This window comes from Bartonella bacilliformis KC583, from assembly GCF_000015445.1.
Lineage (GTDB): Bacteria > Pseudomonadota > Alphaproteobacteria > Rhizobiales > Rhizobiaceae > Bartonella > Bartonella bacilliformis.
Genome location: NC_008783.1, coordinates 296,909 through 322,562, shown reverse-complemented (window position 1 = coordinate 322,562; position 25,654 = coordinate 296,909). Strand labels below are relative to the sequence as shown.

General features: G+C 38.2%; 22 protein-coding genes and 1 tRNA gene. 3 read left to right on the top strand and 20 right to left on the bottom strand.

Annotation, left to right across the window (positions count from 1 at the left end; all coding sequences use genetic code 11):
• Nucleotides 1–2 precede the first annotated feature (2 nt).
• Nucleotides 3–1,829 carry a translational GTPase TypA gene (gene typA / locus BARBAKC583_RS01590; RefSeq protein ID WP_005766262.1) on the top strand — a complete coding sequence of 609 codons (1,827 nt, stop codon included), beginning with the start codon at nt 3–5 and terminating at the stop codon, nt 1,827–1,829.
• Nucleotides 1,830–1,890: 61 nt separating this feature from the next.
• Nucleotides 1,891–2,424, top strand: a complete 534-nt coding sequence (gene ppa / locus BARBAKC583_RS01585) for an inorganic diphosphatase (RefSeq protein ID WP_005766260.1) — start codon at nt 1,891–1,893, stop codon at nt 2,422–2,424.
• Between the two features lie 49 nt (nt 2,425–2,473).
• On the opposite strand, the gene BARBAKC583_RS01580 is transcribed toward ppa, so the two are convergent.
• The 19 genes from BARBAKC583_RS01580 to rplU form a co-directional block, all read right to left on the bottom strand.
• Entirely contained in the window at nt 2,474–2,797 is a 324-nt protein-coding gene (locus BARBAKC583_RS01580) for a DUF167 domain-containing protein (RefSeq protein ID WP_005766258.1), read from the bottom strand.
• Between the two features lie 30 nt (nt 2,798–2,827).
• Nucleotides 2,828–3,121, bottom strand: a complete 294-nt coding sequence (locus BARBAKC583_RS01575; protein WP_005766255.1) for a YggT family protein — start codon at nt 3,119–3,121, stop codon at nt 2,828–2,830.
• A 325-nt stretch (nt 3,122–3,446) separates the two neighbouring features.
• Nucleotides 3,447–4,007, bottom strand: coding sequence for an invasion associated locus B family protein (locus BARBAKC583_RS01570; protein WP_005766252.1), 561 nt, complete (start codon nt 4,005–4,007; stop codon nt 3,447–3,449).
• Between the two features lie 116 nt (nt 4,008–4,123).
• The gene (locus BARBAKC583_RS01565; RefSeq protein WP_005766249.1) at nt 4,124–4,636 is read right to left on the bottom strand and encodes an RNA pyrophosphohydrolase; all 513 of its coding nucleotides are present in this window, start codon (nt 4,634–4,636) and stop codon (nt 4,124–4,126) included.
• Between the two features lie 68 nt (nt 4,637–4,704).
• On the bottom strand, nt 4,705–6,009 hold the full coding sequence (locus BARBAKC583_RS01560; RefSeq protein WP_005766244.1) for a S41 family peptidase: 1,305 nt from the start codon (nt 6,007–6,009) through the stop codon (nt 4,705–4,707).
• Nucleotides 5,999–7,210: a murein hydrolase activator EnvC family protein gene (locus tag BARBAKC583_RS01555; protein ID WP_005766242.1), complete on the bottom strand. Its 1,212-nt coding sequence runs from the start codon at nt 7,208–7,210 to the stop codon at nt 5,999–6,001. The genes BARBAKC583_RS01560 and BARBAKC583_RS01555 overlap by 11 nt, the downstream gene beginning before the upstream one ends.
• Before the next feature lie 153 nt (nt 7,211–7,363).
• Entirely contained in the window at nt 7,364–7,846 is a 483-nt protein-coding gene (rlmH, locus tag BARBAKC583_RS01550; RefSeq protein WP_005766240.1) for a 23S rRNA (pseudouridine(1915)-N(3))-methyltransferase RlmH, read from the bottom strand.
• Nucleotides 7,847–8,239, bottom strand: coding sequence for a ribosome silencing factor (rsfS, locus tag BARBAKC583_RS01545; protein ID WP_005766238.1), 393 nt, complete (start codon nt 8,237–8,239; stop codon nt 7,847–7,849). It abuts the gene before it with no gap.
• Nucleotides 8,240–8,344: 105 nt separating this feature from the next.
• Nucleotides 8,345–8,929 (bottom strand): nicotinate-nucleotide adenylyltransferase, encoded by a 585-nt coding sequence (locus BARBAKC583_RS01540; protein WP_005766235.1) that lies wholly within the window; start codon nt 8,927–8,929, stop codon nt 8,345–8,347.
• Nucleotides 8,930–8,958: 29 nt separating this feature from the next.
• Nucleotides 8,959–10,197, bottom strand: coding sequence for a glutamate-5-semialdehyde dehydrogenase (locus tag BARBAKC583_RS01535; protein WP_005766233.1), 1,239 nt, complete (start codon nt 10,195–10,197; stop codon nt 8,959–8,961).
• 60 nt (nt 10,198–10,257) lie between these two features.
• Complete coding sequence (gene proB, locus BARBAKC583_RS01530; RefSeq protein WP_005766230.1) at nt 10,258–11,397, bottom strand: glutamate 5-kinase; 1,140 nt, start codon at nt 11,395–11,397, stop codon at nt 10,258–10,260.
• 5 nt (nt 11,398–11,402) lie between these two features.
• Complete coding sequence (gene obgE / locus BARBAKC583_RS01525; RefSeq protein WP_005766227.1) at nt 11,403–12,422, bottom strand: GTPase ObgE; 1,020 nt, start codon at nt 12,420–12,422, stop codon at nt 11,403–11,405.
• Between the two features lie 185 nt (nt 12,423–12,607).
• Nucleotides 12,608–13,327, bottom strand: a complete 720-nt coding sequence (locus tag BARBAKC583_RS01520) for an RlmE family RNA methyltransferase (RefSeq protein WP_005766225.1) — start codon at nt 13,325–13,327, stop codon at nt 12,608–12,610.
• Between the two features lie 673 nt (nt 13,328–14,000).
• A complete protein-coding gene (locus BARBAKC583_RS01510; RefSeq protein WP_005766222.1) occupies nt 14,001–14,546 on the bottom strand; it encodes an invasion associated locus B family protein in 546 nt (181 codons plus the stop codon).
• Nucleotides 14,547–14,578: 32 nt separating this feature from the next.
• Nucleotides 14,579–18,286: a Vomp family autotransporter gene (locus BARBAKC583_RS01505; RefSeq protein ID WP_005766221.1), complete on the bottom strand. Its 3,708-nt coding sequence runs from the start codon at nt 18,284–18,286 to the stop codon at nt 14,579–14,581.
• 1,154 nt (nt 18,287–19,440) lie between these two features.
• Complete coding sequence (locus BARBAKC583_RS01500; RefSeq protein ID WP_005766219.1) at nt 19,441–20,022, bottom strand: invasion associated locus B family protein; 582 nt, start codon at nt 20,020–20,022, stop codon at nt 19,441–19,443.
• Between the two features lie 31 nt (nt 20,023–20,053).
• Complete coding sequence (locus tag BARBAKC583_RS07145) at nt 20,054–21,709, bottom strand: YadA-like family protein (protein WP_005766217.1); 1,656 nt, start codon at nt 21,707–21,709, stop codon at nt 20,054–20,056.
• Nucleotides 21,710–22,681: 972 nt separating this feature from the next.
• Nucleotides 22,682–22,951 carry a 50S ribosomal protein L27 gene (gene rpmA, locus BARBAKC583_RS01490; protein ID WP_005766215.1) on the bottom strand — a complete coding sequence of 90 codons (270 nt, stop codon included), beginning with the start codon at nt 22,949–22,951 and terminating at the stop codon, nt 22,682–22,684.
• 12 nt (nt 22,952–22,963) lie between these two features.
• The gene (gene rplU / locus BARBAKC583_RS01485; RefSeq protein ID WP_005766213.1) at nt 22,964–23,437 is read right to left on the bottom strand and encodes a 50S ribosomal protein L21; all 474 of its coding nucleotides are present in this window, start codon (nt 23,435–23,437) and stop codon (nt 22,964–22,966) included.
• Between the two features lie 291 nt (nt 23,438–23,728).
• Between rplU and BARBAKC583_RS01480 the strand changes: the two genes are divergently transcribed.
• Nucleotides 23,729–23,818 (top strand) — tRNA-Ser (locus BARBAKC583_RS01480).
• A 36-nt stretch (nt 23,819–23,854) separates the two neighbouring features.
• On the opposite strand, the gene pgi is transcribed toward BARBAKC583_RS01480, so the two are convergent.
• The gene (gene pgi, locus BARBAKC583_RS01475) at nt 23,855–25,504 is read right to left on the bottom strand and encodes a glucose-6-phosphate isomerase (RefSeq protein WP_005766211.1); all 1,650 of its coding nucleotides are present in this window, start codon (nt 25,502–25,504) and stop codon (nt 23,855–23,857) included.
• Nucleotides 25,505–25,654: the final 150 nt, after the last annotated feature.

The window sequence follows — 25,654 nt, the reverse complement described above, 5'->3', positions numbered from 1 at the left end:
TTATGCAATTGCGTAATATCGCCATCATTGCCCACGTTGACCATGGTAAAACAACACTTGTAGATGGGCTTCTCAGACAATCAGGAAATATCCGTGATAACCAGCGTACCGGTGAGCGCATGATGGATTCAAATGACATCGAAAAAGAACGCGGTATTACAATTTTAGCAAAAGCAACATCTGTCGTTTGGAAAGATACCCGAATTAACATTGTTGACACTCCTGGCCATGCTGATTTCGGAGGAGAAGTTGAACGTATTCTCAATATGGTGGATGGAGCGATTGTACTTGTTGATGCCGCTGAAGGACCTATGCCACAAACGAAATTTGTTGTTGGAAAAGCATTGAAAGTAGGTCTACGTCCTATTGTTGTCATTAATAAAATTGATCGACCTGATGCACGTGCTGATGAAGTCATTAACGAAGTTTTTGATCTGTTTGCATCTCTTGATGCAACCGATGAACAGCTTGATTTTCCTATTCTTTATGGATCAGGTCGTGATGGATGGATGGCTGAATCCCCTGAAGGACCAAAAGATCAGGGATTAAGCCCTTTATTTGATCTTGTAATTCGCCATGTACCTGCACCAACTGTAGCGGAGGGGCCATTCCGCATGATCGGTACTATTCTTGAAGCAGATCCATTTTTGGGCCGCCTCATTACAGGACGAATTCATTCAGGCTCTATTAAGCCCAATCAAAACGTTAAAATTCTTGGACAAGATGGAACAGTTTTAGAAACTGGGCGTATTTCAAAAATTTTAGCATTTCGTGGGTTAGAAAGACAACCAATTGAAGAAAGCGTTGCCGGTGATATTGTAGCTATTGCAGGTCTAAAGAAAGGCACAGTTGCCGATACTTTCTGTGACCCCGAAATTCACGAACCCCTTACTGCTCAACCCATTGATCCTCCCACTGTTACCATGAGTTTTCTGGTAAATGATAGCCCCCTTGCTGGAACTGAGGGAGATAAAGTGACAAGCCGTATCATTCGTGATCGCTTATTAAAAGAAGCAGAAGGTAATGTAGCTCTTAAAATTGAAGAGTCTGCTGATAAAGATTCTTTCTATGTTTCAGGGCGAGGAGAATTACAACTAGCAGTCCTCATTGAAAATATGCGTCGAGAAGGATTTGAGCTAAGTGTTTCATGCCCACGTGTCGTCATGCAAAAAGATGAAAACGGAACAACTTTAGAACCAATCGAAGAAGTTGTGATCGATGTTGACGAAGAATATTCTGGAACCGTTGTGCAAAAAATGTCAGAACGTAAAGGAGAAATGGTTGAATTACGTCCCTCTGGTGGCAACCGTGTACGCCTTGTCTTTTACGCACCAACTCGGGGACTTATTGGTTACCAATCTGAATTGTTAACCGATACACGTGGTACAGCAATCATGAATCGCCTTTTTCGTGCTTACGAACCTTATAAAGGAGAGATTGGTGGCCGTATCAACGGTGTTATGATTTCAAATGACAATGGTGAAGCTGTCGCCTATGCGCTTTTTAACCTTGAAGATCGTGGAGCCATGGTCATTGATGCAGGTGTTAAAGTTTATCAAGGCATGATTGTTGGCATACATTCACGCGATAACGATTTAGAAGTGAATGTATTAAAAGGAAAAAAGCTAACCAATATGCGTGCTGCTGGTAAAGATGAAGCGATCAAATTAACACCGCCAGTCAAAATGACATTAGAACGTGCACTATCATGGATACAAGATGATGAACTTGTAGAAGTAACCCCTAAAAATATTCGTTTGCGCAAACTTTATCTAGATCCTAATGAACGCAAACGCTTTGAAAAAACACGTTCATCAATTTTAACCTGATTATATTAGAGCTTAATTCTCGTTACATTTGGCTCGACTTTATTTGCAAGAGGATATTTACATGAATATTAAAGAAATACCTATTGGTAATAATCCACCAGAGGATGTTAATGTTATTATCGAAGTACCTGTTGATAGCCAACCAGTGAAATATGAGATGGATAAAAAATCTGGCTCATTATTTGTCGACCGCTTTATTTCCACATCAATGGTCTATCCTGGTAATTATGGCTTCATCCCACATACACTTTCAGAAGATAGTGATCCGATTGACGTTCTTGTCTGTAATACCCGCCCGCTCATTCCTGGTTGTGTTATCAATGTTCGCCCAATTGGGGCGTTAATTATGGAAGATGATGGTGGCAAGGATGAAAAAATTATTGCTGTTCCCACTCCCAAATTAACACAACAATATATCGGCATTCATGATTATACAGATCTTACCGAAAACATATTAAAGAAAATTGAGCATTTCTTCAAACATTATAAAGATCTTGAGGCTGGAAAATGGGCTAAAATTGAAGGTTGGCGTGATAAAAATTTTGCACGTGAGCTCATTCAACAAGCCATTGAACGAGCTAAAGCAATACAATAAATGATTTTAACAAAGCAAAGCCTGTTAAAAACAGGCTTGTATTTTTCATTCATGTTCGTGCAGGAGTATAATTACCCAAAGAGTGCAATATTTTCTCTATTTTCTCTACTCCCCCTGAAAAACGCAACTGCTTGTAACGTGATATTGCACCATTTTCAAGAGAGATACAAGAAGATGGAATTTTCCATTGCTTCGCTAAAAACTTAATTAATGCTTTATTTGCCTTGCCATCTTCAGGAACAGCACAAAGACGTATAATTAAATATTGTTTGCCATCATCTCTGCTTTCAACCCCTACAATATTATTCATTGAAGCTTTTGGTGTTAAACGTACAAACAGGATCAAGCTATCAACATCAACTCGATAAAACATCTTCATTCGCCTAACATGACATTTTCACTTTTATAAAAATAGACCTGAATAAGCACGCCACATAAAGATGCGAATAAAATAAATAATCATGAACACAACAATGGGTGAAATATCAATTGTTCCTAAATTTGGTAAAAAATACCGAACACGACTTAGAACTGGTTCTGTAATACGATATAAAAAATCTCCTATTACAGTGACAAGAGGATTGTATTTATTCACGATATTAAATGCATAAAGCCAAGAGAAAACAGCACTCGCTATCAAAAAAGCAATATAAATACTGAAAACAAGATCAATCACCTGAAGCAATGCATAAATCATCCCTTATCCCTTATTCGCCAACATAATAAAAGGTTATATATAAAAAATTTACGAAAATAAACCTATCGAAACATCGCTCTACACTTATAGAGCCATATTTCTTTAATAGATAACGGAAGAAAATAACTACTCTAGCTTTTAAGCATACTACTTCATGATAAAGGCTGAGCAATAAATACAAAAATAAGACAACATCTCATAGAATTAGGATAAGTACTGAACGGAAAAGGCACCTCCAAAATCGGATCCCCTCCTTTTAGAAAATCCGACCATAATACTTATCTTCTAAAAAGCACTCAAAAGACAGCTTTTTTCTTCACTAATATTATTTTTGCAAAGAAGTTAAACGCTTAAGAGCGTTGCTGAAACCATCCAATTGCACAAATAAATTATCCAAGGTTGGTTCACCTGGAGCAGCAACTGTCATAGATAATTTCAACTGCTTGCCAGCGCGTAAAGACCCTACAAAATTTTTGTCAAAAACTATTGGAACCACACAACCTGCTGGCACACAAGTGCGAACATTGCTTTCAATAACAGATTTCGAATCATCTACATGCAAACGAATAGGCTTAGAAACCAATATACCAAAAGGAATCGTCAAATTGCCAGATACAGTACCTTCCCCATCAAGAGAAACACTCATAGACAATAGAACACGATCTTGCTCATTAACTTCCTGACGAAGCATAATACAAATTTTGTTCCCATCCTGTATACCACAGTTAACGCTCCACAAACCGTAAGTCTCAGTTAATGAAGAAGCACCATTCGGCAGTGTAGCAACAGAAGGCTTCGTTGCAGCTGGTTTTACATTTTGAGCAAACGCTGCAGAGGAAATACTCAAGAAAGCAGAAATTACAAATAAATTTAATATTTTTTTCATTTTACATCCAGTTCCTTAAATAAAATAGAATCACTCCTATTATTCTCGATAGTAATTCATAATACTAAAATATCTCATAAAAAACAGCTTTTTACAGTCACAATTTTTACAAATATTTAAATAATGTTGCGAAATTCATGAACAACCTTCATATAAACATGTCGCTTAAAAGAAACGACAATTGAAGGAAGTACTTCCAAGTTAATCCATTTCCATTGGTCAAATTCCGCTTTATTACTATTTTCTGGTGAATTGATTACGATTTCAGAAGTCTCTCCTATAAACTGAAAAGCAAACCATTTTTGCATTTGTCCACGATACTGATTATTTAGTACGTGTCCAATAAGCTCTTGTGGAAAATCGTAACAAAACCAATCTTGCACTTCCTTAATCAAATTCACAGATCGCATACCTGTTTCTTCATAAAGTTCACGCCGTGCTGCATCTAATGGTTCTTCTCCTTCATCAATCCCTCCCTGAGGGAATTGCCAAAGTTTGGATACCTCAGCATAAGTATGAGAAGATGTTATTAAACGGCGTCCAATCCAAACTTGCCCTTCACGATTAAATACAACTATTCCAACGCCTTTTCGATAAGGCAGAGTTTTGAAATCAACCATTGTATCCATCGAAATGCTTCTCCCAAAAGTATGTCTGATGTTGAAAACATCAGACATACAAGTTAACTTTTACTTTTTTAAAACACCTTATTGGGGTCAGGTGGAAATGCTGCATGAGTGATTTCACCTCGCAAAAGCTTATAAGCCTCATTCAATTGAACATCATCCTTGGGATCTCTTGGAACAAAAGCAGCTGAACCGGATCCTTTATCGCTCTCCTGCTTCCCCTTGATATGACCCCTTAATTCAGATTCACCAAGCGTTACATCATACCCTTTATATTTTTCAGGCAACGGTTGCTCTACAACAATATCCGGCGTGATCCCAATCCCTTGAATTGATGTACCAGATGGCGTGTAATAAAGTGCTGTAGTCAAGCGTAAGGCACCATTTTCACCTAAAGGGATAATCGTCTGAACAGACCCCTTACCAAAAGATTGCGTTCCTATAATTGTAGCACGACGGTGATCTTGTAAGGCACCTGCAACAATTTCAGAAGCACTCGCTGAACCACCATTAATAAGCACAATAATAGGCTTTTCATCAGTCAAATCCCCTAGCTTAGCATCAAATCTCATCACATCATTTTGCTTGCGGCCACGAGTTGAAACAATTTCACCTTTATTAAGAAAAGCATCTGTAACACTAATAGCCTGATCTAAAAGACCACCAGGATTAAGCCGCAAATCAAGAACATATCCTTTTAATTTATCTGTGGGGATTTTAGACTGAATATCTTTAATCGCAGCTTGAAGGTCAGAAAAAGTCTTTTCCGTAAACTGGATAAGTCTTAAATAACCAATATCACCTTCAACACGATACTTAACTGCTTTTACTTTTATGATATCACGAACAATCTTGATATCGAGTGGCTTATCAACACCAAAGCGATTAATTGTCAGCGTAATCGGTGTTCCAGCAGGCCCCCGCATTTGGTCGACAGCCTCATTCAAAGTTTGACCACTGATCTGTTTCCCATCAATTTTTGAAATGAAATCTCCTGCTAAAACACCTGCTTTTGCAGCAGGGGTGTCATCTATCGGAGAAACAACTTTAATTAAATTATTCTCCATAGTTACTTCAATCCCAAGACCTCCAAATTCTCCTTTTGTAGAATCCCGCATATCTTTCGCTTTTTCAGCATCCATATAAGATGAATGTGGATCGAGAGACAACAGCATACCATTAATAGCATTTTCAATAAGTTTTTGATCATCCGGAATTGTTACATATTGCGTGCGCACCCGCTCAAAAATATCACCAAATCTAGCCAATTGTTTATAAGTATTTTGTTCATTATTCGTAGTAATAGACTGCGCCATGACTATCAAACTGGCGCTGAGAAAAACCCCAGCGACAAAAAAAATAACTTTACGAATCATCTTTATTCCTTTTCGATTTTTCAGTCCGCCACCAAGGGGTTGAATTCACAGGCTTTCCATCCTTTCTAAACTCAATGTAAAGCATTGGAGCATTTTTCCCTACATCCAACGCAACAGTGCTCGCAATAAATTGCGTACTCATCATACCAAGAGGCTCACCTGAAAGAACAAACTGCCCTTGAGTTACGTTTATTCTCGCCATCCCAACAAGAACTATATGATAACCACGTCCAACATCAAGAATAACTAACTGTCCATAAGAACGAAATGATCCAGCAAAAACAACCAGCGCATCAACAGGCGACAAAACCACAGCCGCTGTTTCTGTTTCAATGATTTCACCAAAACGCGTAACGTACGAACTATTATTAAATTGTTGGATTTTTTTTCCTGCAACAGGTAAAAGCAACATACCTTTCTGATTTTCAAAATTGAGCTCTTCTAGCAATTGTAAACTTTTCTGCATTGATAGATTAGAGCTGAATTGTGACTGACGATTAATCTCTAAAATCAATTCTTCCAAAGATTGACTTTTTTCAGAAAGAGCAACATTTTTTCGTTGCTGCTCTATAAGTTCTTGTTCTGACATTTTTTGTAATTTCGCTTTTTCATTAAGTAAAAGTTCTAACTGTTTTCGCTGCTCAACTTGATTTTGTATTTCAACTTTTAGAATCGCATATTCTGTATTAACTGAACGGGCTAAATCAGTTAATTCTCTCAAATTCACTGTCAAATCTTGTATTTTTTTTCGCATTTCAGGAATAATAGCTCCTAATAAAACAGAGCTACGTACTGAAGCCAATACATCCTCAGGTCGCGCCATAATAGCAGGAGGGAGATTCATTCCCACCCGTTCTAAAACAGTGAGCACTTTTGCAAATTCATCTCGATGATTTTTTAAATTTTGCTGTGATTTTTTCTGTTGATATGTAAGTTTTTCAAGCTTTTTCTCCGTTTCATTAATACTATTTACCGTATCGCGTTCTGCCTTAGCTACCTTTATGATTTCTCTGGTCAAAGTATGTTGATCTTTTTTTAAGCGATTAACTTGATCGGAAAGTTGAGCAATACGCTCACGTGATAAAGAGATATTTTGGCGCGTTTCAACTAAAATTTTATGCGCTATTTCACGACTATGTATATCTTCTGCATACGATATAGACGAAAAAAAAACCATGCCTAATGCCAACATCATAGACATTACACACACTTTAGATAAGTATTGCATCTTTTCATAAAGAAAAAACTTCATTTGCCTAACTGCTAAACCTAATTACATAAAAAACAACTTAAGTAATGTCACCTAAAACAATATTAATAAGCGCTGTAATAAATATAAAAATCACATCAAAGATTAAAAACGATGATAAGGATGATTATTAGCAATTGTGACAGTCCGATAAAGCTGTTCTGTAAGCAATATGCGTGCAATTTGATGTGGCCATGTCATCAAGCCAAAAGATAAAAGGAAGTCAGCGCGATCTCTAACCTGCTCACTATGTCCATCAGGCCCTCCTAGGGCAATTACTAAATCACGAACGCCTTCATCACGATAAAATGCGAGCTTTTCGGCAAAAGCAATTGATGAAACTGATTTTCCACGCTCATCACATACAATCAACCGACTTGGCTCAGGCAAAGCTTCAAAAAGTCTCTTACCTTCTTCTTCCATACGCTGACATGCTGTCTGAGCACGACTTTCTGATACTTCCTGCATTTTTCTAAAATGCAAACCCACTGCTCCAGCACTTTTAGAAAAACGATCTAAATAACGATGAACTAATTCCTGCTCAGCTCCTACTTTCATACGACCAACAGCAAAAATAGAAATTTGCATTCAATGATCTCCAATGAGAACCATCTGCATAGTGCCTAAATCTGGAGTAAGCAACGTTTTTTCTAGATTATAAAAGGCACGAATTTCAGGACGAAAAAGATGAACAATGATATCTCCCGTATCAATCAATACCCAATCACCTCCCAAAAGCCCTTCCACTTTTGCTGTACCGTATCCACTCTCTTTCCAGGTCCATAATAAATGGTTAGCAACAGATGACACATGACGATGCGAACGAGCTGAAGCAATAACTATATAATCAGCCAAAGATGATTTTCCTTGAATATCAATGGAAATAATATCTTCTGCTTTTGTATTTTCTAAACTATTGAGGACAACCTTAAGACCATCCGCTACTGAAAAGATTTTTTTTTCTAACGAAGGAGAAACCATATGGCTACATTGTTGCGAAACGTTTTTCAGATCAATATCCTTTCTTACTCAATATAAAGCTCCTCTTAAGAAAGGAGCAAAATCTTATAAAATGTTCAAGAAAAATTATTTTCCTTCTAAACGAAGTTTTGTTGAAGACTGAAAAGACAAAGGTCCGTGTAAATAAGTCCAAGCTGGAGGTCTCATAAAAGGCAAGAGTGGACTTTTCCTTTCATCTAAACGAAAATAACGATAAGTTCGCGCCATAGGGGAAGAAAGCGCTGCCATACGCACTGAGGGACGATCAATAATTACAATCGGGAGCATAGATACAATATCACGCCACCGATGCCAGTAATGAATTGTTGCTAAAATATCTGCACCCATGACCCATACAAAATTCACCTCGCTATGGCGTGTAAGAATATGAGAAACCGTTTCTGCTGATAATTTGCTTCCCATCACACCCTCAAAACCTGTTACACGAATTTTTGGATGATTAGTGAGTTCAGAACTTAACCGTATTCTTTCATGTAAAGATGGTAATTGTGTACAATCTTTAAGAGGGTTCCCTGGTGTTACCATCCACCACAATTGATTAAGATACAAACGACGAACTGCAGTCTTTGCAACAAGAAGATGCCCGGCATGGGGCGGATTGAACGAGCCACCGAAAAGGCCAACAATATTTGACCTTTCCACATATGGCATACGGTTTTCCCATGGAAAAAACGACTGCTTCAAGGCCTCACTTGTCCATTTCCTCTAATTTGATATTGAAATGATGTCAGCTGTTCGACGCCTATTGGCCCACGCGCATGCATTTTTCCTGTTGCAATACCAATTTCTGCTCCAAAACCGAATTCACCTCCATCTGCAAACTGTGTAGATGCATTATGAAGTAAAATAGCTGAATCTAAACGATTAAAAAATATTTCCACAACCCCTACATCTTCAGCAATAATCGATTCAGTATGTCCTGATGAATAACGCACAATATGCTCAATCGCTCCCTCAACACCCTCAACTGTTTTGACAGAAAGAATAGCATCAAGATATTCTTGAGACCAATCTTCTTCACAAGCCAACGCAAATGTCGGGACTAATGAGACAATATCCTCTGTTGCACGAATTTCGCATCCCTTCTCCTGTAAAGCAATAAGAACAGGAAGAAACTTTTCTAACGCCTGACGATCAATTAAAACTGTTTCAACAGCGCCGCATATACCTGTACGTCGCAATTTCGCATTGAGCACAATATCACGTGCCATTTCTACATTTGCCGATTGATCAATATAAATATGGCAAAGTCCTGCTAAATGCGCAAAAACTGGAACACGTGCATCAGACTGAACACGCTTCACAAGGCTTTGTCCACCACGAGGAATAATAACATCAATCGTACCATCTAACCCCTTGAGCATTTCTCCAACAGCATCGCGATCTGTAGTTTCAACCATTTGAATAGCATCTGTTGGCAAACCTGCTTTTTCTAACCCCATAGCTAAAGCTGAGTGCAAAGCATATGCAGAATGAAAACTATCTGAACCACCCCGCAAAATTGCAGCATTTCCAGATTTTAAGCATAAACAACTTGCATCAATTGTCACATTTGGCCGACTTTCATAAATGATACCAATGACACCAAGAGGCGTTCTTACACAGCTAATATGAAGCCCATTTGGACGTGTCCATGCATTTATAACTTGTCCAACAGGATCGGGCAAACAAGCAATCTGACGAACACTATCTATCATTGCACATAGACGTAACTCATCTAATTTTAGCCGATCAATCATTGCTGCTGCCATATTATTTTGTGCAGCATTGATTAAATCTTGATTGTTAGCACATAAAATCTCATCTGCTTGAGATTCCAAACTGAGAGCTATCATTTCTAACGCATGTTTTTTTTGTTCAGCAGAAACAACCGCAAGTACTAAAGCAGCATTACGTGCTTTTTTCCCCATGATTTTCATTTTTTCTTGCAAAGTCATGCAATCATCCATTTTTCCAAAATGCAGTGAGAAATAACTTTTTTAAATAGGATCAGTCAAGCAGCGTAAAACCATATCATTGCGATGTACTACAGCAGAATGCGGTTCATACCCAAGAATTTGTTCTATTTCCTCGCTTTTATACCCCATAATATTCACAGCGTCATCTTTATCATAGCTTACAAGACCACGAGCAATCTCAACCCCACCTTCATCAACAATTGCAACCGTATCTCCTCGAGAAAATACACCTTCAACCGCTATAATCCCTACGGCCAATAATGATTTTCCATCTTTAAGAGCTTTAACCGCTCCTTGATCAATAGTCAAAATACCGGATGGATCTAAATGACTAGAAATCCAGGTTTTCCATGCATTTACTGATTTTTCATTAGGAGCAAAAAAACTGCTGCGTTCCCCTTGGTCAATTGCTGTAAGAGGATTCATACGCTTTCCTGAGGTGATGATCATAGCTGTTCCAGCAGAATTAGCTATTTTTCCAGCATCAAGTTTAGTCTTCATTCCACCCCGTGAAAGCTCTGAAGCAGCAACACCTGCCATTTTTTCAATATCACTTGTGATGGATGCAATAAAAGGAACAAATTCAGCCGTTGGATCTAAATGAGGAGAACATGTATAAAGACCATCGATATCTGACAAAAGAACCAAAAGATCAGAGCCCATCATCGTCGCAACACGTGCAGCTAAACGATCATTATCACCATACCGAATTTCGCTTGTTGCAACGGTATCATTCTCATTAATCACAGGAACTGCTCCAAAACGTAAAAGCGTATTCATAGTAGCACGCGCATTGAGATAACGTCGACGCTCTTCCGTATCTAATAGTGTTAGTAAAATCTGTCCAGTTTTCAATCCATGCTGAGCAAGCACATCAGTATACGCTTTAGAAAGTTCAATTTGACCTAAAGCAGCACATGCTTGACTTTCTTCCAATTTTAAAACCCTTTTAGGAAGATGTAGCAATGTTCGCCCTAAGGCAATAGCACCAGAAGATACCAATAAAATTTCAACACCCTTTTGGCGCAATACAGCCACATCATTTACTAAACTTTTAAGCCATTCAATGCGCAAACCTGTTTGAGGATCAACCAAAAGTGCAGAGCCAACTTTAATGACAATGCGCTTATATTGTTCAAGTTTTTGCAATTGAACAACCATCTTCATCAATCCTGATGTTTGTTGATCATATCTGCACGCGCCATTTCAATAACGTGCGCGACAGAGCGCAAAACATTATCTAATCCTTCATGACTTACTGCAGAAAACATCATAACAGGCTGACCAACACTCTTTTGTAAAGCCTCTTGTTTCGCTTTACACTCTTCAATAGGAAGCGTATCTACCTGACTTAAAGCTACAATTTCAGTTTTATCGCTCAAATTATTTCCATATGTCTCAAGTTCTCGACGGATAATTTGATACGCTTTTACTACATCTTCCTCTTGAATAGAAATTAAGTGCAATAAAACACGACAACGTTCCACATGCCCTAAAAAACGATCACCAATCCCTACACCTTCATGCGCTCCTTCAATTAAGCCAGGGATATCCGCTAAAACAAATTCACGCGCATCAATGCGAGCAACACCAAGATGAGGATATAAAGTCGTAAAAGGATAAGCAGCAATTTTTGGCTTCGCAGTTGTTACTGATGCCAAAAAAGTTGATTTTCCAGCATTCGGCAAACCAATAATCCCACCATCAGCAATCAGTTTCAAACGTAACCAAAGCGCACGCTCTTCTCCACTTAAACCTGGATTTGCACGGCGGGGTGCCCGATTTGTAGATGTTACAAAATGAAGATTCCCAAAACCGCCATTTCCCCCTTTTGCAAGACAATAACGTTGACCAACCTCTGTTAAATCACAGATTAATGTTTTGTTATCTTCTTCAAAAATTTGTGTTCCAACTGGCACTCTCAGAACGACATCATCACCTTTTGCACCTGTCATATTGCGCCCTTTGCCATGACCACCGTTTTTTGCTCTAAAATGCTGTTGGTAACGATAATCGATCAACGTATTAAGCCCATCAACAACAAGAGCCCAAACATCACCTCCACGCCCTCCATTGCCTCCATCGGGCCCTCCAAACTCTATGAATTTTTCACGACGAAATGATACCGCCCCTGCTCCGCCACTACCAGAACGAACATAAACTTTAGCCTGATCAAGAAATTTCATAGAAACGCTCACGACATTATTGTTATAGACAATGCCCTTTCTTAACAGTCTTTCATGATTTACAAAAGAAAAACCGTACACAATATCATTGACAATTATTTGAAAACACTTTTACATTTCGATAGGCTTCATTATTTCCAACTCTTTTATATAACAAAGACTATTGCTATGTTTCATCTTTTTCTTTAATCGGTTTTTCCTTTAAATTGAAGAGCTAAAAGATAAAGCTCTACAGACTCTGCTCGACTTGCAGGAGGTTTAACATGATGCACTTTCTTAAAATTCTGTTTCAATGTTGCAAGAAGATTGCCTTCTGCTCCTCCTTGAAAAGTCTTTGTTAAGAAATGCCCACCAGGCTTAAGAACCGAAATAGAAAAATGAACAGCAGCTTCACATAAAGCAATTGTCCTCAGATGGTCAGTCTGACGGTGACCTGTCGTTGGCGCAGCCATATCGGAAAGCACCACATCTGGTTTTGATCCCAAAGTGCTTATTAATTCTTGTGGGGCATCTTCGTGAAAAAAATCCATTTCTAGTATGGCCACTCCTGGCAGTGGTTCCATATGTAAATAATCAATACCAACCACGCTAGGATTGTAATCTTTTGATTCCACAAGACGCGCTGCCACTTGACACCATCCTCCAGGTGCTGCTCCTAGATCAATGATCTTTTGACCTTTTTTGAGTATCTTATAGCGCTCATTTATTTCGATTAATTTATAAGCTGCACGCGAACGATAACCATCTGCTTTTGATTGATGGACATAAGGATCATTCAAATGCCTCTCTAACCATCGCCGCGACGACGCCTTAATCGTTCCAGCTTTCTTTTTAACCCGCTGATACAATTCGTGCGATCCTGCACCACCGCGCCCACCTGCTGTTCTTCTTGTTGTTTTTTTCATTACTGTTCATTAATTTCTATATTCTAATCACTCTAAGCGCTTAAGACATATTTTTTATGATAACATCATACACTTGTCGCTTAGTAAAACTTTATTAAAATCCTTGTTTCAATATCAAATAGCATGATCGCATCGGTATCGGTGTATTTGATTTAATGAACATTCTACACTTTGAAACAGTAAAATACTCTTCTGTTTTTTATCAACAACTTGCAGTTTAAGGCCAACCTCACTCAAAACATACCTAAACACATGTTGACTATCTTCAACCAAATGCAAAGCTTTTTTGTCATCAAACGGTACATTTATAAACTTGTATTCTCATTTTAAATGCATTCATATTCCATTTGTTCAATTTAAAGCTTTGGCATTGAGAAGTCTATGACTAAACAACTTTTTCTTTAACTCTACAATAGCTGAAAAATATCAAAAACTTAAAAAATGCGATTTTACAATGAAACATAAAATAAGCAAATGACAAATCTTTGTACATCAATCAAAAGCAGTATAAACAAAGAGAAGACTTTCATGGAAAATCATATAATCGAAAAAGACTCTATCACCCTGCATATCAGTGCCTAACCATTGCATCTTTTATCGTCTTTATTTTGATTTAACAATAAACTTAAGCATTGGTAAATTTTAGTTCTGCACATCAAATCACTGCCATATTTTATTGTTGTAAAGATAAAAGTGCTTCACTCAATCCCTCAAAGGGAGCAACAAAAGAAAATATCTTACCACTTGTGACCTGATAAGAAATACGCACTTTTCCCCTCTGCTCTATTTGCTGACGCAAAATCAGACCTAAAGGCGATTGAGCTAAACAAACCTTAGCATCGCACTGCGTATAACCAATAACTATAGGATCTGAAAATCCCTCTACTGATACCCGGATCGGAACACTGATATCTGCGCTGGGTAACATCCGTAAAAGCATAACTGCCTGACCACTGGTCGTTAACACAAGAGACCAACTAAAAATCGTATGACCTTCTTGATCATGGATTGCCTGTGTCACATTACAAACGCCTCGCTTAACCGTTTGGCTTTCATCGCAAATCAAAGTCCAATCACTAAATTGCATAATGATCCGGCGTGTTTCACCTGGTAAACCACCAGGGACAGAAAGTTGCGGTGGATGCACTGTATAAAGATTGCTTTGTTCATCAGCAAAGCTTTCGCCCTTGTTTAACAAGAATAAAACAAGGGCGAACAAAAAACTGGCTATACTCTTTCGATTGTTCATCATCAATTTAGTGTAAGGCTTAGCCCTGCACCTACTCCCCAATGACCTCCGCCACTAGTTGCGGATAAGTTAGAGCGGACCCTACCATTTTCAGATGTATAAGCACTACCTAAAGCAACAGCAGATTCACCGCGCCACATACCAGCTCCAAACGCAAGACTGAACTTTCCAGGTGTATCATCATAACGCAAGTTAGATACGGCCAAACCAATTGCTGCACCTTGTCTGGCCTCTTTGCGTGCACCATCAATTTCATAACTCAAAACATTGAATTTCTGATCTGTATAGTCTTTAGCTTTTGCAACAGCTTCATCAACAAAATCAACAACGATATTCTTTATCTTTTCATCAGTATATTTTTTTGCATCATCAAGAACAAGTTGCATTTTCTCCTTGGTATAGTCATGCAGCTGACCACCATTGACTGCTTCTTGTGATCCTTTTTCAACTTTACCATCAGCTACATTATCAAGTGTTACGGGTTTGCTTTCATCTCCACCTTGTAAAGTGATTTTGTTAGTCTTTTTGCCGTTTTTATCTTTGTCATAGCTCACGACACCATCCGTAGCATCCTTAATTTTATCCTTCATATCATCAACTGCATTTTCGATACCGTTTAGCTTATCATCAAAACCATTCACCTTATCCTTAAGATCGTTAACTTGATTTTGAACACCTTTAACATCTTCTTTAACATCCCATAGCTGACCACCATTAATGGCATCTTTTGACCCTTGTTCGACCTTACCATCAGCTACGTTGGTGACTGCACCAGGCTTACCATTATGACTAGCATCAAAAGTTCCTATATTTTCATTCCAATTTAAAGAATCTTTACCCCCATTTTGAGTAGCCTCATTAACACGATTATTAATATCTGCCATACTCTTATTAACGCCATCAAAAGCATCGGCAACATTATTGTAGGTCTTCTCAGCAGAATAAGAGCCATTATTACTAAATTGAGCAACCTTGAAAGTAGGAGCTATCCATTGGCCATTATTATATCCAGCACCACCACCCAGATACAAAGCAAGCTGATTGCTTACAACATAAAGTTGATTCCCTGTGATCGCTTCTGTTGAACCTTCAGAAACATCTCCATCTAAAAGAAATTTTAGTTTGCTATTTTGAGATTTTTTCCCTTTTTCTGCAGCATGAAGAGCAACAAAAGCATTTTCTTCATCGCTCCACAACAAAGCATCTTGTTCCAGATTTCCAGAATTAATTTTTGTGAGAAATTTATCAACACCATCAAAAGCAGAACTAATATCACGATATGTCTGACCCTGGATTTCGTAAATTGGGGCTACACCTTTTAACACATCTGCATAACCGCCTAAATACTGCGATATATTCGCTGCAGCATTATTTACATTCGTTTCAAGTATCGACACATCACCTTCTAAAATTGCTATATCAAGAACTGCAGCTTTTATATTTGTATCCAGCGCATTAACCTTCTCTCTAGTTGTCCAAAGCTGCCCACCTGTTACCGCATCAGTTGAATTTTGAGAAATTATTCCAGCCTTTAAGCCTGTAAGCTGTCGAGTTTCTTGCTTACTATTTGCAATGTCAATTACAGTGCCTTCTTTTTCACTACCAATAGTAATAATACCCGTCTTAACATCTTGCTTAACAAGGCTATCACCCATCGCACTGGAAATATCATTTTTGATTTCCTCGATAGACTTATCAAATTTGCCGAAAGAGTCATCAACACCAGCAAAAGCAGCCCCAACATCACGATATGTCTGACCCTGGATTTCATAAATTGGGGCTACACCTTTTAACACATCTGCATAACTGCCTAAATACTGCGATATATTCGCTGCAGCATTATTTACATTCGTTTCAAGTATCGATACATCATTTTTTACAATTGCTATATCAAGAATTGCAACTTTTATATTTGTATCCAGCGCATTAACCTTCTCTCTAGTTGTCCAAAGCTGCCCACCTGTTACCGCATCAGTTGAATTTTGAGAAATTATTCCAGCCTTCAAGCCTGTAAGCTGTCGAGTTTCTTGCTTACTATTTGCAATGTCGATTACAGTGCCTTCTTTTTCACTACCAATAGTAATAATACCCGTCTTAACATCTTGCTTAACAAGGCTATCACCCATCGCACTGGAAATATCATTTTTGATTTCCTCGATAGACTTATCAAATTTGCTGAAAGAGTTATCAACACCATCAAAAGCAGCCCCAACATCACGATAGCGATTCCCCTGAATATTAAAAATTGGTTGTTTATCCCCAAAACCGCCTACCCCGAATGATGCACCACCACCTAAAAATTTTTCCACTGTCTTATAGGCACTATAGAGTTGTCCTCCCGTTACTGCCATACTTGAATTTGATGCAATGACACCATCTCTAATGCCCTCAATATAGCGTTTATTGCCATTCTTATGATTCACACTTATTGACTGAACAGAAGCCTTATCCCAACCAATAGAGATTTGGCCAGATCCGTACACATTAAGTAAACGGAACTGAATGATGTCACTTATATCTGTATCTCTCGTTTGCACCCATTTTCTTAATGCTTTTAACTGTGCAACATTCACTGCTTCGTTATCTTCACGCCCAGCCGCTACTCCTGTAATTTGTCGTGATCTCTTAATGTCCATATTACCGATACCAAGCTCACCATGAGTACTTTTCCATAAATAGTCACTGCTGGTTGAAATCCCATCAGTTATAGGATCGTAACCAGCAACATTAGGGCCACGGATAGCCTGAGATCCATAGCCTAACGCAACAGAAGCAAACCCCTTCGCTGCAGTAAGCTGACCAATACACAATATATCCTTAGAAGCGGTATTACATAACAAATCATCAAGACTTCTCGTCTCAGCAATTCCAAACCTGCTGTAAATTTTATCACCAGAAGAATTATTAGCACTAATAAAAACATCTCCTCCACCGAGATTAGGCTTATCTTGAGTCATGAACGTTGTTACGATAGGAGTGTCATTTAAAATATCCGCTAACTTTGCACCCTCCTCTAGATATGTCTTTTCCTCGCCTTCTGCTTCTTTTGACAAACTTCTTGAACTATCCGACTGTACATCCCCTTCTTTTGAGGCTTTATCGATTTGAGAACCATAATTATCTGAAACACGATTGTCATAAGAGTGAGCATAATGCGCTAAAGAAATAGAAGGCAAATCTTGACTATCCATACGCTCTCTAAAACCAAAACACATAGCAGTTGGTGTATCAAAACTGATAGCACAATTAATGGGCGCATCCCTTCCTTCATAATTGCTATGCATTATTGAAATTGAGTCTGTCGCCATTCGATCAGCTGCATTCATCAATGAACCAATAGTAATATTTTCTTTTAATAATAAATTCCTTGTAGGTGCAGCCACATTCAGCGTTTTATGCTTGGCTTGCGCAACACCATCCATCAAAGCGATATTTTTATTCAATCCCCATAAATGAGATGTATCAGCTCCCTTCTTATTTTGGGATCTATAATCCTTTAAACTTTCAGATTTTTTTGCATTTTGAGCTGTTTCTTCTATAGAAGCAGAGTGCACAGGAAAAACTAATGCAACACTCGATAAGAGTGCTGTCATTGCAGTCCCCAATATTACAGCTTTGAACAAAAATGACCGATAAGGGAAATGACAATCATCCAAATCATTCCCTTTTGCATCCAAATTATTTCCCTTTGTTGTTGAATTTTTTTTCATAACAAACCCCCTCAATGAAAATAAATCCTAAAAATAGAACAAGCATTGTTTCAGAAAAAGTTTTCCCCTTCGCAAAATTGTTTTTGCGCATCTACCAAATTAAAAAGATAAGCAATTATAAATTAGATACCGAAGCTTATTGCGGCATCACTCTAAAATCTTTGAAATATATTGGAGCTCAGAAAAGATGATCGCTCGCTTCTAACTAAAAATTTTTAAACCCAGAAAAAAATAATTTTTAAAATACTCTGTATAATTTAAGCTTAAATTATAAGCTCCCTAATCAAAATAATGCAGCCCGCTCTTTTGATAAAGACGAACTTTACTCTTATCATAAAAATAAAATGGATAATCTTCAAAGAAAAATCAGATCTGAGAGAAAAATAAAGCCTCTTTACTCGAAGGTTTCGAAATAAAGAAAAACAATAAAATCTCCCCAATGGCATTGCCCCCCCTTTTAATCATAATAGCTCTTCCTTTTTACAAAAAAAAAGCCCTATAAAAATTACTTCGCTCTTTTATAAAGAACATAAAGAAAATAGCAAGAAAAAAAGTGTAAACTTTTAGTTGTTTTCAAAAATTCATATTGAAATACATTTTGATTATAAAAAAATACAAATTGATATTTTAAAATTCTAATATTTCAAGAACTAAAAAATAACCGCATTATAAATAACGTCTAGTAATAGCTTGGGAAAAGCTTTATTAATTCAAAAGTACCGTAACTGCCTAGATAAAAATAAATACATTAAAGAAAAGACTCTTAATATTTCTACCTTATAATAAAACACCTACTCATTAACTTAAGAAACACTGCTTTTATCAATCAAAGCTCTCTTTGCTAAAAACCAGAGAAGTATTTTGACATATTTCTCTGAAATTCTGCACTTATTTATGCTTTTTGTCAGTAAAATAATCAAAAACGAATCGAATATATTATTAAAAAATACCTTTAGAGTCTAAAATGATTGAGCAAAAACTTTATAAGCCTAACACGGTGTATACCTAAATCTTGACTCTCTCTTATTCTAGCGTAATCCATAAAATCTCTTGTTGCTCAATCAATATAATCTCTACAAATAGCCTTTCCCTTTTTATTTCCTCACTATAAAAATTTTTAACCACTCGTTCAACAAAAGTTCACAAGAAACGAACTATCTTTTCTGTTTTCTTTCCATGTCATTCTTATTATCTCCTTGTATTGTTAAAAAGGAAAGTGCTTCACTCAATCCCTCAAAGGGAGCAACAAAAGAAAATATCTGACCACTTTTCACCTGATAAGAAATACGCACTTTTCCCCTCTGTTCTATTTGCTGACGCAAAATCAGACCTAAAGGCGATTGAGCTAAACAAACCTTAGCATCACACTGCGTATAACGAATAACTATAGGCTCTGAAAATCCTTCTACTGATACCCGGATCGGAACACTGATATCTGCGCTGGGTAACATCCGTAAAAGCATAACTGCCTGACCACTGGTCGTTAACACAAGAGACCAACTAAAAATTGTATGACCTTCTTGATCATGGATTGCCTGTGTCACATTACAAACGCCTCGCTTAACCGTTTGGCTTTCATCGCAAATCAAAGTCCAATCACTAAATTGCATAATGATCCGGCGTGTTTCACCAGGCTTACCACTGGGAACAGACAATTGTGGTGGATGGACTGTATAAAGATTGCTTTGTTCATCAGCAAAGCTTTCGCCCTTGCTCAATAAAACAAGGGCGAACAAAAAACTGGTTATACTCTTTCGATTGTCCACATTAATTCAGCGTAACACTGACTCCTGCACCTACCCCCCAATGGCCTCCAGCAGTAGCGGCGGATACATTAGCGCTAACCTTTCCGTCCACAGACATAAACCCTGCACCAACAGCAAAGCCATATTGATGACGCCACATACCCGTTCCAAATGCAAGACTTAAACTCCCAGGTGTATCATCATAACGCAAGTTAGATACGGCCAAACCAATTGCTGCACCTTGTCTGGCCTCTTTGCGTGCACCATCAATTTCATAACTTAAAGCATTAAATTTCTTATCCGTATAGCCTTTTGCATCTTTCAGAACACGCCTCGTCTGTTCCTTTGTATAGTCCGTCTGTACTTGCATAAAATCATACAGCTGTCCACCATTGACTGCTTGTTTCGATCCTTCTGTGACGTTACCATCAGCAAGATTGTCAAGGGCTACAGGTTGGCTTGGATCTCCACCTTGTAAAGCGATTTTGTTTGTCTTGTTACCGTCTTCATCTCTGTTATACAGAACAGTGGCATCTCTTAATGCTTGTAGCTGCGCAACATTCACTGCATCAGTATTTTGAGTACCTGCTGCAACTCCTGTAATCTGCCGTGTTATATCTCTCTCAGCATCACCAACACTAACCGCACCATACCTACTCTTCCATGCAGAATTAGTGTTTTTCGTTTCATCATTACTTCTAGGATCGTAACCCGCAACACCAGCTGGCGTATTAACCCTGGACCCTACCCCCAAAGCAACACCCTGGTTAACATCTACGTGCGAATTCCTACCTAAAGCAAGACCACCTTCCGCACCCTCAGCTACAAAAGCTCCCCAGCCCAAAGCGACACCTCCTGGACTTCCATCTCGCACCTGCGCACCTAACCCTACAGCAATAGCTGCTTCAGAATTTTCTCCAGTATAAGATTTAGCACCCATAGAAAGAGAATTCGTAGCCAGTGCCCTTGCTCCAAATTCACTATCAGGATCACCACCGATTGCAACAGAACCATCACTGTAAGCTAAAGTTTGCGGACCTAAAGCAAGACTATTTTTTCCCTTTGCACTTGCAATCCCACCAACAGCAACCGCTCCCATATTTTGTGCATCCGCTCCTATACCCACAGCAATAGTTGCAGGCGCCATCGCACGCGCACCAAAACCATAGGCCTGTGCTCCAAAGGCATTTACAGCCGTTGCGGCCCCCACACCTAGAACCCCTGAATAATGCCCAAGTCCAACTGAATAAACCTTAAATTTACCAGAATTACCTTTATGAACTCCAGTCCCTTCAATCATATTTAGTGCCTGTAATGAAATACCATTTGAATCACCCAAGTTGTGCAACCTTTCGACGATAGTTTCACAATATTTCTCCTCTAATTCTAATGGCAACACTCGTCCATCGCCTACTTCCCTACTCAACCTATTAATCACCTCATTCATATTTCTACAATCGCGGTCACCGCTATTTGAACTTTGCTGAAGCTCAAAAGCACCATCAACTATAGGAACACCATTGTGTTCACTTAGAGTCACGTGCTCAATAGGTTGCCCTTCAGCAGGAAGAATAGTTGATAAAAGCGCAGCTATTGCAATTCCAAGAAATCGCTTAAGCCAAAAATAACTAACGAGGACACAGCCCACTGCCCCTCTCTGAGGTTGAATTTCCTTCATGATAACCACCTAGTTTTACAGAGTCCAACGCCCCTCCCACCAGCAGTAAACCACCCTCTTAAAACTACAGTGCATCAGAAATTAATAACACGGCAGCACAACGCCAAACCGCACTGCAAAATCGCTTAAGAAGCTTCAAAAGAGATACAAAAATCCCACGGAAGATCATTAATCAAGAATATTTACTTGAAGAAAGATTCACTCCTCCTTCAAGAGCATCATCCAACAGTAGGAATAAACTCTCTTCTAATAAAAATGTTCTTCTCTCGCGACAAATTGATCACCTCATTAGAGTCTCCAGCGACCAATCGATTGTGTAGGTAGAGTGCACTAAAAAAATGACAAGGGTCACAACGAATAATTTTTTAATTTATTTTCAAATAATGTCTTTTTTCAATATTGCGTGGATAAAACTACATAGCTTCAATTACAAACTCTATTCTCTCACCTCGCAAAGAGAGAATATTTCAAAAATCTAAACATAGAAAAAACAAAATATTTGTAAAAAAGAAAAATCGACAGCCAAGAGACACAATTTAACAATGCATGTTTTAAAATCATGCTATTGTGAAATACAAAACAACTCACTTTAAGTTAACGGTAGAGAAAAAAAGATCAAACTCTCGATACAAATTTTATATATAAGCGCCCCAGTTATACTCCACCTACTTAACGACCTCTCCCAAAATCGACATGATACCAAAAAAGAAACACACGCTTAAATTTTACAAAAATTCAAAAAATATAAGAAATACCCTCTTTATCCTGAACGCAGATGCTAGCCATAAAGAAATTCAGTGCAGTCTCTCATTTTATCCAGCTTTATACAATTTCTACACTTATTATATCATTTTATATCATTCCAACATAACAAAAAAGCAGTAAAAAGAAGATTTTCATCCATCCCTTACTGCTTAAAAATTTACAAATAAGTCTAATAGAACGACTGGCTTATTTTAAAGAATATTCATTCTACTTTGCTTCTACTGCTGCAGGAATAACAGAAACGTAGGAACGATTATTAACTTTCGTGCGAAAAGAAACCGTCCCATTTGCAAGGGAAAAAAGAGTATGATCTTTTCCAATGCCAACATTTTCACCGGGATGCCAACGTGTACCACGCTGACGAATAATGATATTGCCAGCAATAACAGCTTCACCACCAAATTTCTTGACACCAAGACGTTTCGACTCTGAATCGCGACCATTACGCGAGGATCCCCCAGCTTTTTTATGTGCCATGGATATTCTCCTTTAATCTTTTTTACTCTCTGACGCAGCTTCTACCTTTTGTGACACATTCCGTTTCTTAACAGTTTTTGTAGCGGTTTCTTTAACAGAATCAGCTTTCACTTCCTTTGGCGCAGCTGCTTTCTTTTCATTCGACTTCACAGTTGCTGTTTTGGTCTTTAAACCGCCAGTCAAAATCTCTACAATACGAAGTGTTGTTATTTCTTGGCGATGACCGCGGGTGCGCTTAGAATTTTGACGACGGCGTTTTTTAAATGAGATCACTTTACGAGCACGCTCTTGCCCTATAATTTCAGCTGTAACGGAAGCGTCAGCAACAATAGGCGCACCAATAATCGCATTATCGCCTTCACCGACCATCAATACATCACTGAAGTTAACGACATCACCAGCATTGCCAACAATCTTTTCAACTTTTAATACCTGATTAGCAACAACGCGATATTGCTTACCACCAGTTTTAATGACTGCGAACATTTTTTATCCTTTCGTTCGATCCAGATCTTATTTTTTCACTGTGATTAATGGAAAAAACGTCTGCTTTTTATCAGTCTTAGTAATTTTACAAAGGAACGGAAAATATCTTTTGAAACACAAATATGCACAGATCTCCCCATGCTCCTCTCGCATATATGATAGAATTTTTGTTTTCTGTCAAGAAAGGTCACTAAAAAAGCAAAAAGGGGTTGTACTTGAAGCGATTGAAGGTTATCTAGCCGCCATACACTTAACGATCACACAACGAAAAATTTTATGCTTTATTGATATGGAGAGATGGCTGAGTGGTTGAAAGCACCGCACTCGAAATGCGGCATAGGGGCAACTCTATCGGGGGTTCAAATCCCTCTCTCTCCGCCACACTATAACCTGAAGCGGATAGTGCTTGTAGTTCCTTCATTCAACATATCTATTCTGAATATGTTTTAATAAGCCTAATGTTGAACCATCTCGATTATCAGCTTCATTTTCTCCGCGAATAACAGGTAACAATTCATTGGCGAATTCTTTTCCAAGCTCAACGCCCCATTGATCAAATGAATTAATATTCATCAAAATACCTTCAACAAAAATACGATGCTCATAAAGCGCCATCAAGCGACCAAGTGTAAAAGGCGTCAATAAATCCTGAATGAGCATAATGCTCGGTCGATTCCCTTGCAAACTTTTATGGAATGCTAAATTATCCGCTTCATCACTCTCTCCGCCATCATTCATGAGAGTATGATAAACATCTTCATGACTGCGGCCTTTCATCAAAGCTTCTGACTGCGCTAAACAATTCGCCACCAATATATCATGCATATGATTTAAATTGGGTTCATGCCCTTTGACAAATAAAATAAATTCTACAGGAACAATATCTGTTCCTTGATGCAAAAACTGAAAAAAAGCATGTTGCCCATTTGAGCCTGAATCTCCCCAAACAACAGGACCAGTTGAGAAAGTTATAGGTCGTCCCTCTAATGAAACATGCTTCCCATTTGATTCCATATCAAGCTGTTGTAAATAAGCTGGGAAACGCACTAAACGCTGTTCATAGGGAACAATAGCACGCGACGAATACCCACAAATAACACGATGCCAAAAACCCAAAAGTGCAAATCGGATAGGAATATTCTGATGCAAAGGTGTATCTTTAAAATGTTGGTCCATTTGCCGAGCTCCCTCGAGAAACTGGCGAAAATTCTGGTCACCTATTGCTAACATAACAACAAGACCAATCGCCGACCAAATGGAATACCGCCCTCCTACCCAATCCCAAAATTCAAAAATTCTTGAAGAATCTATGCCAAATTCTATCGCTTTATCAATCGCACTCGAAACAGCAACAAAATGAACTCCGACAGCGTTTTCTCCTAAATGTGAATGAATCCACTGACGTGCAACGCGAGCATTTTCTATTGTTTCAGTTGTCGTAAAAGTTTTGGATGCAATGATAAAAAGTGTTGTTGCCGGATTTAAATCAGCAAGAATATCCGTAATATGCGCACTATCCACACTAGAAACAAAATGACAATGCGGACCATCATGATAAGGCTTTAAAGCACTCGTAACCATTGCAGGTCCAAGATCAGAGCCTCCAATGCCAATATTCACAATATCAGTGATCCTCTCACCACTGTATCCCTTGTAACTTCCATCACGAATCATTTTAGAAAATTTTACCATACGGGCAAGAACAGATTGAATATCTTGAACAATATCACGATCATTCAATATAAAAACTTTATCAGCAGCAAGACGTAATGCAATATGAAGAACTGAACGTTTCTCTGTTGTATTAATGATCTTTCCTGAAAACATCGCCTCGCGCTTGCCTAATACATCTGCCGCGATAGCAAGATTATCTAAGAGTTGTAGTGTATCCAATGTTACACCACATTTAGAAAAATCAAAAAGAAGATCATCAAGCCTTATAGACAAACGAGCAAAACGCTGCTCATCCTCTGAAAAATGCTGACGAATATCACATACCTTATCCTGGGTGACATGTTTTTTTAAAGCTTTCAGACTTTCCTTAAAGGCTTTCTTATCGGGAAGCATCAAGTATATCTCCTATAGCCATTGACAATAAAACTTTAAATATAAAAGGCAAAAGAACAGAGAACTTCCTCTTTCATTGCAACCAAATTGTCTCCTATTCATACATAAAATAATACAATTATAATCAATAAAAATACCAACGCGACATAA

Bases quoted from the DNA above. Each gene is read 5' to 3' on its own strand.
- BARBAKC583_RS01575 (WP_005766255.1), bottom strand. From the start codon at position 3,121: ATGATTTATGCATTGCTTCAGGTGATTGATCTTGTTTTCAGTATTTAT.
- proB (WP_005766230.1), bottom strand. From the start codon at position 11,397: ATGGTTGTTCAATTGCAAAAACTTGAACAATATAAGCGCATTGTCATT.
- BARBAKC583_RS01565 (WP_005766249.1), bottom strand. From the start codon at position 4,636: ATGGATACAATGGTTGATTTCAAAACTCTGCCTTATCGAAAAGGCGTT.
- BARBAKC583_RS01505 (WP_005766221.1), bottom strand. From the start codon at position 18,286: ATGAAAAAAAATTCAACAACAAAGGGAAATAATTTGGATGCAAAAGGG.
- typA (WP_005766262.1), top strand. From the start codon at position 3: ATGCAATTGCGTAATATCGCCATCATTGCCCACGTTGACCATGGTAAA.
- BARBAKC583_RS07145 (WP_005766217.1), bottom strand. From the start codon at position 21,709: ATGAAGGAAATTCAACCTCAGAGAGGGGCAGTGGGCTGTGTCCTCGTT.
- BARBAKC583_RS01555 (WP_005766242.1), bottom strand. From the start codon at position 7,210: ATGTCTATGATGTTGGCATTAGGCATGGTTTTTTTTTCGTCTATATCG.
- obgE (WP_005766227.1), bottom strand. From the start codon at position 12,422: ATGAAATTTCTTGATCAGGCTAAAGTTTATGTTCGTTCTGGTAGTGGC.
- rpmA (WP_005766215.1), bottom strand. From the start codon at position 22,951: ATGGCACATAAAAAAGCTGGGGGATCCTCGCGTAATGGTCGCGATTCA.
- rlmH (WP_005766240.1), bottom strand. From the start codon at position 7,846: ATGCAAATTTCTATTTTTGCTGTTGGTCGTATGAAAGTAGGAGCTGAG.
- rsfS (WP_005766238.1), bottom strand. From the start codon at position 8,239: ATGGTTTCTCCTTCGTTAGAAAAAAAAATCTTTTCAGTAGCGGATGGT.
- BARBAKC583_RS01560 (WP_005766244.1), bottom strand. From the start codon at position 6,009: ATGATTCGTAAAGTTATTTTTTTTGTCGCTGGGGTTTTTCTCAGCGCC.
- BARBAKC583_RS01540 (WP_005766235.1), bottom strand. From the start codon at position 8,929: ATGCCATATGTGGAAAGGTCAAATATTGTTGGCCTTTTCGGTGGCTCG.
- BARBAKC583_RS01535 (WP_005766233.1), bottom strand. From the start codon at position 10,197: ATGAAAATCATGGGGAAAAAAGCACGTAATGCTGCTTTAGTACTTGCG.
- BARBAKC583_RS01580 (WP_005766258.1), bottom strand. From the start codon at position 2,797: ATGTTTTATCGAGTTGATGTTGATAGCTTGATCCTGTTTGTACGTTTA.
- ppa (WP_005766260.1), top strand. From the start codon at position 1,891: ATGAATATTAAAGAAATACCTATTGGTAATAATCCACCAGAGGATGTT.
- BARBAKC583_RS01520 (WP_005766225.1), bottom strand. From the start codon at position 13,327: ATGAAAAAAACAACAAGAAGAACAGCAGGTGGGCGCGGTGGTGCAGGA.
- rplU (WP_005766213.1), bottom strand. From the start codon at position 23,437: ATGTTCGCAGTCATTAAAACTGGTGGTAAGCAATATCGCGTTGTTGCT.
- BARBAKC583_RS01570 (WP_005766252.1), bottom strand. From the start codon at position 4,007: ATGAAAAAAATATTAAATTTATTTGTAATTTCTGCTTTCTTGAGTATT.
- pgi (WP_005766211.1), bottom strand. From the start codon at position 25,504: ATGCTTCCCGATAAGAAAGCCTTTAAGGAAAGTCTGAAAGCTTTAAAA.